General features: G+C 33.6%; 8 protein-coding genes. 7 read left to right on the forward strand and 1 reads right to left on the reverse strand.

Annotated elements, in window-relative coordinates; all coding sequences use genetic code 11:
* The first annotated feature begins 72 nt into the window (after positions 1 to 72).
* The 7 genes from IMZ30_RS07035 (at position 73) to IMZ30_RS07065 (ending at position 12,890) form a co-directional block, all read left to right on the forward strand.
* Entirely contained in the window at positions 73 to 4,068 is a 3,996-nt protein-coding gene (locus IMZ30_RS07035) for a gliding motility-associated C-terminal domain-containing protein (RefSeq protein WP_207037622.1), read from the forward strand.
* A gap of 69 nt (positions 4,069 to 4,137) precedes the next feature.
* The gene (locus IMZ30_RS07040; RefSeq protein WP_207037623.1) at positions 4,138 to 5,040 is read left to right on the forward strand and encodes a type IX secretion system membrane protein PorP/SprF; all 903 of its coding nucleotides are present in this window, start codon (positions 4,138 to 4,140) and stop codon (positions 5,038 to 5,040) included.
* A 19-nt stretch (positions 5,041 to 5,059) separates the two neighbouring features.
* Positions 5,060 to 6,949 carry an OmpA family protein gene (locus IMZ30_RS07045; RefSeq protein WP_207037624.1) on the forward strand — a complete coding sequence of 630 codons (1,890 nt, stop codon included), beginning with the start codon at positions 5,060 to 5,062 and terminating at the stop codon, positions 6,947 to 6,949.
* A gap of 123 nt (positions 6,950 to 7,072) precedes the next feature.
* Entirely contained in the window at positions 7,073 to 7,420 is a 348-nt protein-coding gene (locus tag IMZ30_RS07050; protein ID WP_207037625.1) for a hypothetical protein, read from the forward strand.
* Positions 7,421 to 7,423: 3 nt separating this feature from the next.
* On the forward strand, positions 7,424 to 9,742 hold the full coding sequence (locus IMZ30_RS07055) for a M28 family peptidase (protein WP_207037626.1): 2,319 nt from the start codon (positions 7,424 to 7,426) through the stop codon (positions 9,740 to 9,742).
* The gene (locus tag IMZ30_RS07060; protein WP_207037627.1) at positions 9,732 to 10,547 is read left to right on the forward strand and encodes a short-chain dehydrogenase; all 816 of its coding nucleotides are present in this window, start codon (positions 9,732 to 9,734) and stop codon (positions 10,545 to 10,547) included. The genes IMZ30_RS07055 and IMZ30_RS07060 overlap by 11 nt, the downstream gene beginning before the upstream one ends.
* A 75-nt stretch (positions 10,548 to 10,622) precedes the next feature.
* Complete coding sequence (locus tag IMZ30_RS07065; RefSeq protein WP_207037628.1) at positions 10,623 to 12,890, forward strand: inorganic phosphate transporter; 2,268 nt, start codon at positions 10,623 to 10,625, stop codon at positions 12,888 to 12,890.
* On the opposite strand, the gene IMZ30_RS07070 is transcribed toward IMZ30_RS07065, so the two are convergent.
* On the reverse strand, positions 12,887 to 13,810 hold the full coding sequence (locus IMZ30_RS07070) for a NifU family protein (RefSeq protein ID WP_207037629.1): 924 nt from the start codon (positions 13,808 to 13,810) through the stop codon (positions 12,887 to 12,889). The genes IMZ30_RS07065 and IMZ30_RS07070 overlap by 4 nt on opposite strands.
* Between the last annotated feature and the right edge of the window lie 46 nt (positions 13,811 to 13,856).

Here is a 13,856-nt window from a genome sequence, read left to right on the forward strand (position 1 = left end):
ATTTACAGATTAAAACCTTAACTTACTCCTAACATTTTTTTTATATTCACGCCCTAAATAAATGTTTACCTCATGAAAAAAATTTTACTATTAACATTAGTTTTTTGTATACCTTATTTTGGCTTTAGTCAAATTGGTATTTTCGAAAACTTCAATCAAGGACAGCCCGCAGGTTGGGTTGGTAATGCATCAGCTGCGCCATTTCTTTTTAACAATGATTCGGCTTGTGAAGGACTAAGTGCTAATGCTGCATTTACAGGATTCTTTTCCTTTTCAGCACAGTTAACTTCAGTTAATATCCAAGGTCAATCTAATGGGACCGATTTTACTTTAAATTTTGATTATAAAGTGGTCGATGCTGCTGATGGTTCTGCATTTCCATCAGGTTGGGGAACAGCTGAAGTTCAATACTCTACTGATAATGGTGCAAACTGGACAACTTTTGGAACAATCGATGACATCAATTATACTTCTAGTGAAGATTGTGTTGCGGCACCGACTTTTACAGTAGCAGCAGCAGATTTACCAGCCGGTGATGATTTTAAACTACGTTTTGTAGTTAGCAGAAACGTTCAAGGCTTTAGATTTGTGTTAGACAATATTAACGGTACGCAAGTATTAAACGCACCACCTAACTGTGATGTGAATTTAACAACACCTACAGACGGTGCAACTGATGTTAATATTGCAACACCGTTAGAATGGACTCCTGCTACAGGTTTACCAAGTGGTTATTTAGTTAGTGTTGGAACAACACCTGGAGGTACAGATATTTTAGATAACGAAGATGTAGGTTCTTCTACACAAATCAATAATGTGTTGCCTGGCGCTTTAGATCAGTATGATGCTACATTTTATGTGACAATAATACCTTATAATAGTGTTGGTCAAGCAACAGGTTGTCAAGAATTTAGCTTTACAACAGAGACTAATCCGCACGAAATAGTTGATTGTAGTGTAGGATCAATAAATAATTCATTTTGTTACACGAATGGTGGTATTACTGAATTTTCCTACACTAGTAATGATGGAACACCTTTAAATTTAATTATTAATGAAGGTCAAGTTGAAGATTTCTTTGACGAGTTTATCGTATTAGATTCTGATGGAACAACGGTTTTAAACCCTGGCGAAGAATATGGGCCAAATGGTGATGGTATTTTAGATGGTATGTTTTTTCAATCCTCAGGAAGTGTGATTTACATTCAAGTTGATGCTGATGGTAGTGTCGATTGTCAGTCACAAGGATACACACCTATAGATTATACAGTGGCTTGTGCAACTTGTGTTTTTCAAGACGTGTCTTATAATGTAGTAGATGATTGTGCTAACGATCAGTTTTTTGTTGATGTTGTGATAGATGATTTAGGTACTGCCACTTCAATCACTATTGAAGATGATCAAGGGAACTCAGTTTCAGGCGTTTCAGCTAATGGTCAAACAGAACAGTTTGGACCTTATCCTATTGGAACAGGTGTTAGTTTTACAACGATTAATGAAGATGATGCTAATTGTACCATTTCAAGTGGTGTGATTAGAGATAATTGTCCGCCGCCTAACAACACATGTGATACTGCTTCTGTTGCAGTAATCAATCCAAATAACTTTTGTGAAACCTTAAATTTTGGAACTTTAGAACAATCTAGTGGTAGTTCAGTTCCTGTATCTTGCGCAGGCCCTGCTGCTCAAGACGTTTGGTTTGAATTTACGGCAACTGCCACAACAATTACTTCTACTATTATTACAGATGGTTTTGGTGGTCCGTCTCAAGCTATTTATGCAGACGATTGTGGTAACTTAACTGAGTTATATTGTAGTGAAGAATTTGATAATTTTGGTGATAGTGATGCTATTGTAGCTCAGGACTTAATTATAGGTGAGACTTACAAAATTCGTGTTTTTTCAGACACACAATCTGATGCTGAATTTGAACTATGTTTAACTACACCGCAATTTGGAGAAGATAATTCTACTTGTGATGTGTCAGCGCCATTTTGTGCCCCTTTTGATGATCAAGGTAACCCACAGCCACTTATTTTTCCTAACGGTTACTTTTATTTAACAGAATCTGTTGCTGAAACGGGTCCAGATTACGGATGCTTAGGTTCAGAGCCTAATCCAGCTTGGTTTTTTATGCAAGTTCAAGAAACTGGAGACTTAGGGTTTACTATTACTCAGAATACGGCATACAATGAAAATGGTGAGCCTATTGGGCAAGGTTTGGATGTTGATTTTATTGCTTATGGTCCATTTACTGAAGCAGAAAGTAATTGTGGAGATTTAACAGCTGCTAATACAGTTGATTGTAGTTATTCAGCTGCCGCAATAGAAGAGTTTACGATCCCAAATGCTCAGGCTGGTGAATATTATGCGGTTGTGATTACTAATTTTAATCAACAGCCAGGTTATATTAGCTTAGGCCAAACTAACTTTGGTGAACCAGATGCTGGCTCAACTAACTGTGATTTAGTGTTTGAAAATACCATCAGAGCCTGTGCAGGTGAAGAAGTGACTATGATTTCTGAATTTGATCCTGCTGATATAGCTGCTTATCAGTGGTATGTATTTGATGAAGCATTAGATGACTATGTAGCCATAAATGAACAAGATGCATTTAATGAAGATTATACAACAGATATTTCAGGACAATATTTTGTTCAAACTTTTGAAACAGGAACATTTTTAGAAGAGCGTGAATTCTTTACTGTTGTTATAGAAGAAGAGCCAGAAATAACTGTACCGCAAGATCTTGTGGTTTGCGAAGGACAAACAATTACATTAGACGCTAGTCCAGTAAATAACGATAGTTTTGGTTCAGTTGATCATCAATGGTTTTTAGATGGTAATGAAATAACCGACGCAACCAATCCTACCTATAGCGTCACTCAAGGTGGTGAATACTCGGTTATTGTAACAACCTCTAATGGCTCAGCTACAGGAGAACCTCAAGTTTGTGAAACTGAATTTATATTCCCAGTTCAAGGTGGTGCTTTTGAAGTTGACTTAGGTCAGGACCAAGTACTTTGTGATGCAAACCCTCAAACTATTACAGCAAACATAATTGATGGAGATGCCGCAAATGCAACATATGCATGGTCAACTGGTGAAGATACAGCTTCTATTGAAGTTAGTACCACAGGATCCTATGAAGTCACTGTGACCATAGATGGCTGTTCTGTAACTAATTCTGTAGATTACACATTTAATGTATCTCCTGAAATTGAACTTGGAGATGAGACACTTATTTCGTGTGATTTAGCTTCAGAAACTCTTGATGCTACTGCTTCAAATTATACTGATGCAGAAGTGACTTATGAGTGGACATTAGATGGTGCAACAATTAATGGTGCAACTACTTCAACCCTAACACCAACAGATTATGGTACATATGAAGTCACTGTTACACCAAATGGTACAAACTGCTCATCAACTGATAGTGTTACTATTGAAGAGCGTGATGATATTTTAGTTGAAGTAGTACCTTCTGATTCTATAGATACTGTTCTAAATTATTGTGAAGACGGTACTGGAACTCCAGATATTCCTGTTTATGAAATTGTGCTTGAAACAAGTTTAACAAATGCCTCAGCTGATGAGGTTGAGTATACTTGGTATAAAAATGATGTTCAACTTCCTGAGACTACATCAAGTATAACTGTAGTCTATGACGAGCAAGGTGTTTTTAATGATGAATATTATTGTGTAATTAACATTGACAATTGTACAGCTACAAGCAATTTGTTAGCTACAGATATTGAAATTGCACCTTATGAAAATGCAGGATGTAAAATCACTCAAGGCTTATCTCCAGATGAAACTCCAGGTGAAAATGATGTTTTGGATTTAGCTTTCTTAAATGATAGATCAGGAATTGAAAGCGTTGAAATCTTTGATAGAAATGGACGTTCTGTGTTTTTCTTGAAAGATTACGTCAACGAGTTTAACGGGCAATCTGACGAAGGCGACAAACTAATTAATGGAACTTACTTCTATGTTATAAAGCTAAGAAATGAAGATCCTGTATTTGGTCGCCAAAAAACAGGTTGGATATACATTAAACGAAACTAACAAACAACTAAATACCAACCTGCTGAAGCGGGTTGGTTTTAAGTTCAACATATCATAAATTACACTCACATGAAAAAGTTTTATATACTAACAGCTTGCATCTCATTTTTGCTGATTAGTCATCATTCAAAGGCTCAACAAGATCCACAATACACGCAATACATGTACAACATGAATGTGGTGAATCCTGCTTATGCAGGCTCTAAAGAAAATTTGTCTTTAGGTTTATTATTTAGAGATCAATGGTCAGGAATAGAAGGTGCTCCCCAAACCTTTACATTTGCAGCTCACACACCATTAAATAATGGCTTAGGTATTGGTTTGTCAGGAATTCAAGACCAGATTGGGCCGGTTGAAGAAACAAATATTTATACAGATATCTCTTATACCATCAATTTAGATGCGAAACACAAATTAGCTTTTGGTATAAAAGCAGGTGCAACTTTTCAAGATATCGGTTTTATTGATTTAGCACAAGAAAACGACTCTGCCTTTACACCAAACGTTTCTGAGTCCTTTGTAAATTTAGGGGCAGGATTATTTTTGTACTCTGACAACTACTATGTTGGTTTGTCTGTTCCAAATTTTTTAAGTGAAACTTATCTTGATAAAAACGGTAGAGGTTTTGGAACTCAAGAACAGCATTATTTTTTAACCGCTGGTTATGTATTCCAACTGACAGACTACTTGAAGTTTAAGCCTTCAACTTTAATCAAATCTGAGTTTAGTTCATTTGTATCTTTTGATGCAAATGCCAACTTCTTATTTTATGACAGATTTGAAATAGGTGCTTCATACCGTTATGAAGACGCTGTAAGTGGTTTGATGAGTGTTCGTGCAACTGATTGGCTTCAGCTAGGATTCGCTTATGATAGTTCTACAAACGACTTAAACGAACCATCATATGAAGCTTTTGTTATTTTTGATATTTTCTTCAAGAAAAAAACATTCATTTCTCCACGTTATTTCTAATCATCAAGATATTTCAACCATGAAAACATTATATACATTTTTACTTAGTGTCCTACTTAGTACATTGACACTTCAGGCACAAAATTCATCTACTAAAAAAGCCGATAAACATTTTGATCGTTTAGAATTTGTAGATGCAATTGAAGATTACGAAGAGCTTATTAGAGATGGTAAAGCAGACGCTTATGTTTATAAACAATTAGCTATTTCTAATTACAAAATTTATAAAACCGAAGAAGCTGAAAGACATTACGATACTTATTTAAGTATGGTAGAAACACCAAGCGCAGAAGATTATCTGGGTTACGCCCAAACACTTATCGCTAATAAACGTCTAGATGAATTTAAAAAGGCTATGCGTAAATTTTCTGAGTTAGCACCACAAGATGCACGAGCAATTGCTTTTAAGGAAAATCCAAATTATGTTTCAAAACTTTTATTTGCAGAACCTAAATTTGATGTTAAGCGTTTGGAATTAAATTCAGAATATCAAGATTTCGGAGCTTATGAATATGATGGGAAGTTATTTTTTGTTTCAGCTAGAAATAAATCGAGACGAACTTATGGCTGGAACGATCAACCAACACTTGATATATTTGTTGCTAGCAATGTTGGCGGTACATTTAAAAATGAAGTAGAGTTAGAAGGTGAAGTAAATTCTAAATTTCATGAAGGTACTGTCGCCATAACAAACGATGCACAAACCTTATATTTTACACGAAATGATTACACAGATGGTAATTATGAGCAAGACTCGACTGGTATCGGTCGCCTTAAAATTTATAAAGCTTCATTGCGTGATGGGCAATGGGCTGATGTACAGGAATTACCAATAAATAGTTCAAATTACTCAACTGGCTCACCAGCATTAAGTCCTGATAATAAAACCCTATATTTTTCAAGCGATAGACCTGGAGGTTTTGGTGAATCTGATATTTATAAAGTTAGCATAAACAGCGATGGCAGCTTTGGTGAACCTGAAAATTTAGGAGATGAAATTAATACACCTGGAAGAGAAAGTTTCCCTTTTGTAGATCAAGATCAACGCTTATATTTTTCTAGCGACGGCCATTTAGGTTTAGGTGGTTATGATGTGTTCTACGCTAATTTAGATGATAATGGTAATTTTGTAAAACCAAGAAACATTGGTAAACCTGTGAATTCATCTGCCGATGATTTTTCATTTACCTATATGGTTGCTATGAAGTCAGGATATGTATCGTCTAATCGTGGAAAAAATTCATTAGATGATGATATTTATCAAGCAAATTTAATAGAGCCACTAGATCAAACCATGGTTATTGTTAACCTTGTAAATTCCGAAACACAAGAGCCAATAGAAGCTGCAGAAGTTATTGTTTACGAGGATAATGGTGATGAAATTACTAAGCTTAAAACAGATAAAGCAGGTAAGGCTAGTACTATTTTATTAATGGATTTAGAATATGATTTCCAAGCTAATAAAGATCAATTTGAAAGTGCTTCAAAACGCGTTACTGCTGAAGGTGAACAAATGGTAGTTACTATTCCGATGGTTCCTGTTAAAGATCTTATTGAGGATCGTTCTGTGACACTCAAGAACATCTTTTTTGAATTTGATAAAGCAACCATTAGACCTGAAGCTGCACTGGGCTTAGATCGAATTGTTGAAGTTCTTAAAGAGTACTCTGATGTTGTAATCAGAATTGAAAGTCATACAGATAGACGTGGTCCAGCTGCTTATAACAAGCGTTTGTCAGAAAAAAGAGCTCAAAGCACAGTTGACTATATCATCTCAAAAGGTATTGATGCCTCACGTGTTTCAGGTGTAGGAAAAGGTGAAGAAGAACCTATCAACGATTGTACAAATGGTTGTACTGAAGAAGAGCATGAAGAGAATAGACGTTCTGAATTTATTATTGTAGAATAAACTTATATTATAAAATAAGTAAAGCCGCTAAATTAATTTAGCGGCTTTTTTAATTTATAGAGTTCATCATAAATGTGTATATTAGTCTGGCTAACCAATAGATCTATCTAAATTTCTACCATTATGAAACGACTCTGTGAAGAATGCCAAGAGCCAGTTTCGGGAAGAAGCGATAAACGTTTTTGCTCCGATTATTGCCGAAATGCGTTTAATAATAAACGTAATAGAGACCAAACCAAAGTAGTACGTAACACTAATAATCAGTTACGAAAGAATTACCGTATTTTAAATGAGCTAAATCCCAATGATAAAACTAAAGTTAATAGGCAAACTTTAATGGCTAAGGGTTTTAATTTTAAATTATTTACCAGTATTTACAAGACAAAAAAAGGTAGCATATATTATTTTGTTTATAACCAAGGTTATTTAGACATCGGTAATGATTATTTTGCATTAGTTAAACGTGATTAAACAATGAAGTTTATCAAACAATTTTTTTTTACAGCTTTACTAATAGTAGTTGTTGTAGCTGTTTATCAAAGTTTCTCTCCACAAACTGAAGACAGCTTAAACAATCCTAACTTTTCTTTAGGTAATGTAAAAGCACACGTAACAAATATCGCAAAAGAACCTCACTATGTTGGTTCTACAGCACATGCTAAAGTTAGTAACTATATTAGCCAAGAGCTCACTGATATTGGTATCGCAGATGTTCATACACAACAAGGGTTTAGCTTAACAGATGATGGTAATCTAACAATACCAGAGAATATTCTTGGTCGAATAAAAGCAACTAATCCCAAACCTAGCCATAAAGCAATTTTGTTGTTAAGTCATTATGATTCTGCTCCACATTCTTCCTATGGTGCTAGTGATGCTGCTTCTGGTGTTGCCGTTATAATTGAAAGTCTTAGAGCTTTTTTGGCAACAAATCCTCAATTTGAGAATGATATTATTATTTGCTTTTCAGATGCCGAAGAACTTGGCCTAAATGGTGCAGAATTATTTGTACGTCAACATCCTTGGGCAAAAGATGTAGAAATGGTTTTAAATTTTGAAGCACGAGGTAGTGGCGGACCAAGTAATATGATTGTTGAAACTAATTACGGCAATGCTCAGATAATAAAACATGTTCAAAACGCTGGTGTCAACTATCCAATGGCAAACTCACTCATGTACAGTGTTTATAAGTTGCTTCCTAATGATACAGACTCTACTGTGTTTAGAGAAAAAGCAGATATTCCTAGCTTATTTTTTGCTTTCATTGACGACCACTTTGACTATCACACATCTTTAGACGTACCAAACCGATTAGATGATACAAGCCTACTTCATCAAGCCGATTACCTTATGCATCTCATACCTGAGTTTGCTTCAGCAGATCTGGGTTTACTAAACACTTCAGAAGATCAAGTTTATGTCAATTTTGCTAATTTAAAACTATTAAGCTACAGTTATTCTTGGTCTTGGCCATTACTTATAATTGGTTTAGTCTTATGGTTAATTGTAATTTACTCGGGCCTACAAAGACAACGATTTCAATTAAAAGACATTGGCAAAAGCTTAATTTTATGGTTTTTACTTTTAATAGGTCTACCACTTATAGCTACAGGAATATACTATTTAATTCGAGCAATTTATCCTCAATATCAATCTATTTTACAAGGTTTTACTTATAATGGTCATGACTATATTTGGGGTATTGTTTTTATAGTTTTAGCCTTATTAATAAGTACTACAAGGTATTATCAAAAAAAGCTTGGTACAGCAGCTATATATACTAGTTTTGGTCTGTTAGCTTGGTGTGTATGTCTAGTATTTAACTTAGCTTTGCCTGGTGCAAATTACTTTATCTTACCATTATTTTTTGGCTTTTTTGGCATGTTTGTTTTTAATTTAAGACTTAAATACAAACGATTTACAGCTCTTGTTTTAGGTTGCCCAGCTTTGGTATTATTTACACCTTTTATTCAATTTTTTCCTGTAGGGCTTGGCTTATCTATGCTTGGTTTAAGTGCGCTGTTTATCATGCTTAGTTTTGGCTTTATTCAAGTTGCTATTACTTCAAATTTAGCATCAAGATTAAGTAGTTATGCTCTAGTTATTTTAGCAATAGTTTTTTTTGTTAAAGCTCACTTTTCTGCGGAATTTACTACTGAAAGACCTCGGCCTAATAGTTTAAATTATCATGTAAACCTTGACCAGAATCAGGCATACTGGTTATCGTATGATACTGAATTAGATAGCTATACTTCAACTTATTTCTCTGCTGAAGACACACTTATTAGCGATTCTGATTTTAGTAGTAAATATAATTCTAAGGCAACATTTATGTCTGGAGCACCTTACATAGATTTTGCAAAAGCTAAGGTTAAATTAGATACCTTAGAAGAAACAAAAGCATCTATTAGTTATCAACTTGAAATTTTTCCTAGCCCAAAAACTAAAAGACTTACTCTAAATGCAGATCAAAACATTAATTTTTTAGATTTTAGTATTAATCAATTAACGGCAGACAGTATTTATCTTGATAATAAGGCTTATCATATCTTTAAAAAGCGTTTCAGTAATCGGTTATTTGATTATTATGTGGTCAATCAAGAGCCAATTAAAATTAAATTTAGCGTCGATCGATCAGAAGAGTTCAATTTTATGTTGCATCAAATCAATTATGATTTGTTAAATGAAGCACGTTTAAGTGTAAGACCTAGAAAAGAGAACCAAATTCCAAAACCTTTTATTGTTAATGATGCAATTATTTGTAGTCAAAAAATAATCGTAAATGAACAATAAGCTTGGTATATTAGGTTGTGGTTGGTTAGGGAAAGCTTTAGCTAAACATTTTATAGGCAAAGGTGTTCAGGTAAATGCTAGTGCAACAACTTCAACTAAGTTAGAAGAATTAAAGAAACTTGGTGCTTCAGCTTATTGTGTAAAAGTTACGCCTCTAGAAATTCTAGGCGATGTTGAGTCTTTTTTCTCCCCAATTGAAGCATTGGTGATTTCAATTCCGCCGCAATTGAGAAAGCAATCCTCAGCTGATTTTTTAGATTCAGTTCGTGTTTTAGCTCGAGAAATTTCAAAATATTCAAACATAAAAAAAGTATTGTATATAAGTTCAACATCTGTCTTTATTGATCATGTGTCGATACCGGTTTATCATGAAGATTATAAATTTTCATCAATCGAAATTGATCAAAATCCTGTTTTGAAAAGTGAATTTATTTTACGTGCAGAATTACCAACGGTTAAGATTTTACGTTTTGGCGGTTTAATAGGCAATGACCGACACCCAATTCATTTTTTAGCGGGAAAATCTAACATTAAATCGCCAGAAGCTCCTGTTAATTTAATACAACAATCCGATTGCGTAAGTCTTATTGATGCTTTGTTAGATAAGTTTCACCAACTCACTCAAATTTGCTTTCATGGTGTAAGTACACAACATCCGAAAAGACGTTATTATTACTTAAAAAAGGCAAAAGAGCTCCAATTAGAGCCTCCGAATTTTGATGAAGATTCGGTATCTTCAGGTAAATTAATTTCAAGTCAATTAACAATAAAAACTCTTAAAAAGCGATGCTTTAAAGCCTTATAATTCTTAATAATTTAGTAACAATTTTAAGTTTACCAAATCGTTGGTTTGGTGCATTTTTGCAGGTTCATTTTTTGTATGGAGAATCTGTATATCATATTAGTAGTTTTACTGTTTTTACTTGCAGTTGCTGACTTGATTGTTGGTGTGAGTAATGATGCAGTAAACTTCTTAAATTCAGCTATAGGTTCGAAAGCAATCCCAATGAAAACCATATTAATAGTTGCAGGACTTGGTGTATTGGTAGGAGCTGTGTTTTCTAGCGGATTAATGGAAGTAGCGCGTAATGGAATTTTTAATCCAAATGTGTTCTATTTTAATGAAATTATCATCATTTTTTTAGCCGTTTTAATAACCGATATTTTAATCTTAGACTTTTTTAACACCATAGGAATACCTACGTCAACAACTGTTTCTATTGTGTTTGAATTGCTAGGCGCTGCTGTTAGTGTTAGCCTTTTAAAAATGTATTATGACCCAGAATTGAGTCGAAATTTAGGTGAGTTTATAAACTTAACAAAGGCAACTGAAATTAGCTTAGGTATTATTCTATCGATTTTTATAGCCTTTTTTGTTGGAGCAATTGTTCAGTTTATTTCTCGTTTAATTTTCTCGTTTAACTATCAAAAAAAGTTAAAATTTATAGGTGCATTATTTGGTGGTGTTTCGCTTTCAGCTATAACCTACTTTATATTAATTAAGGGTGTAAATACTATAGATTTTATCGATCCAAATTTTGCAGTATTAGTACAAAACAATAAGTTGTTTGTGGTTGGCATAAGTCTCTTGATTTGGATTGTATTATCACAACTACTAATTTCTGTTTTTAAAGTTAATATTTTAAAATTAATTGTTATAGTCGGGACATTTGCTCTGGCATTAGCTTTTGCGGGTAATGATTTAGTAAATTTTATAGGAGTTAGTATTGCTTCTTATCAGTCGTTTATGCTATGGCAAGATGCGTTTTTAGCAAATGGTGTTTTACCATCGCAATTTTTAATGAGTGGTTTAGATGGAGAAGTCCAAACACCAGAATATATTTTAGTGATAGCTGGGTTTGTGATGGTTTTAACCTTATGGTTTTCTAGCAAAGCACAATATGTTGTTCAAACAGGTGTAAATCTAGGTCGACAAGGCGAAGGTGATGAGCGCTTTAAAGCTAATAACTTATCACGAACAATTGTACGTTATGCAATGTTTATAGGCCAAACATTTTCCCAACTACTTGAAGAAAAGCTCCAACATAAAATAAGCAGTCGGTTTGATAAGCCAGAACAAGCATTAAATTATACAACTTCACCAACTAAACCAGCATTTGATTTACTAAGAGCTTCAATAAACCTAGTCTTGGCTAGTATTTTAATTTCTATTGGTACAAATTTTACATTGCCATTATCAACAACTTACGTCACATTCATGGTTGCTATGGGAACTTCATTTGGTGATCGTGCATGGGATCGTGACTCGGCAGTTTATCGTGTTGCGGGTGTTTTTAATGTTATAGCAAGTTGGTTTGGAACTGCCTTGTTGGCTTTTTCAGCATCTGCAGTTGTTGCTTTGGTAATTTGGTATGGCGGTAATTATGCTATTGTAGTTTTAGTAATTTTAGCAGGTTTATCGGTTGTGCGTAATGCAATTAAACACTCCAAAAAAACAAAAATAGAACAGCAACAAAAGCGATTTAATAGAACTGATATTATCACTATTAATGAAATTACAATAGAATCTTCTAAAAACATGACTAGTGTTATTAAAGGTAACAATAGATTGCTTCGAGATGTAATTAATAATTTAGGTTATCACGATTCAAGTAGATTTAAAAAAAGTTTGTCCCAGCTTGAGCAGCAAGAAAATGAAATAGATGAACTTAAAGATAATGTGTTTTATTATATAAAATCACTTGAAGAAAACACAGTTGAAGCTAGTAAGTTTTATATTTTAACTTTAGACTACTTACAAGAAATTGTACAATCGATGGCTTACATTACCAGAAGTAGTCATAAACATGTTAATAATAACCACAAGAACTTAAAATTCAATCAAATCCGTGATTTAAAACGCATTGATGCAGAACTCAATGAAGTTAACAAAAAAATGATTTTTGTTTTTGAAAATCAGGACTTTACAGAAATTAAGTTATTGGTAGCTAAATATGAGTCTTTAGGCGAAAAAATATCGGGTTTAATTCAAAAGCAAATAGAGCGACTAAAAGTTGATGATAATAGTCCAAAAAATACAAAATTATATTTTGGACTATTATTAGAATTAAAAGACTTGGTTAACTCAACTTTACAAATGATGCATTTATTTCAAGAATATTATAATGAGGCTAAAAAAGAATTTTAACCATTAATGGCTACAACATTTTCTACTTTGTTATTAAGCATCTCTTTAAGCATCGTTTCAATACCGTTTTTTAATGTCATTGTCGAAGAAGGGCAACCGCTGCAGGCGCCTTGAAGTATTACTTCAACTTGTTTGCTTTCTGGATTGTATGACTTAAAAGCGATATTTCCACCATCACTCGCAACAGCTGGTTTAATATATTCTTCAAGAATATTAATAATTTCGTTTGATGTATCGTCTAATTGTTCACGGTTAACTTCATTTTGTTGAGAAATCCCTTGAGTTGAAGAATCTTTATTTTTATTAACCGTGCCAGTCTTAACAATTGTACCACCATTTTCAATGTAGGTTCTAATAAATTCACGAAGCTCAAGTGTAATTTCATCCCATTCAGCCATATCGTACTTATTGATTGAGATATAATTTTCATCAATAAAAACTTCTTTAACGAATGGGAAGTGAAACAACTTTTCAATCATTGGTGCATGAGTTGTTTCATCAATACTTTTAAATTCAGCTGAAGCTAAAACTAATTTTTTATTGGCAACAAACTTCATTACAGATGGGTTTGGTGTACTTTCAGCGTAAACTGTTACGGGAACCTTTTTTTTAGCCTCTTCAGCTTCTTTTTTAATAACTTGAACACCTTCATTTAAGTCATCTTCAACTTGTTTGGCAACGTCATCTTGCACATCACTCCACTCAACGATATTATATTTTTCGATTGCTACAAAGTTCTGACTTATAAAAACGGTTTTAACAAAAGGCAAATGAAAAAGTTTAGAAGCTAAAGGAGAATTTTGAGCATCTTCAATATTATTGAACTCATAACTTTTTGATTTGGTTAAAAAATCGTTAACTTCTAATTTGATAATTGATGGTTTATTTGTAGGTTTGACCTCAACTGTAAAAGATTGCATATTAATTGGTGCTTTTAATGCAAAATTACTAAAAAATAAGGTCTTT

It is taken from the genome of Psychroflexus sp. ALD_RP9 (assembly GCF_017311165.1).
GTDB lineage: Bacteria > Bacteroidota > Bacteroidia > Flavobacteriales > Flavobacteriaceae > Psychroflexus.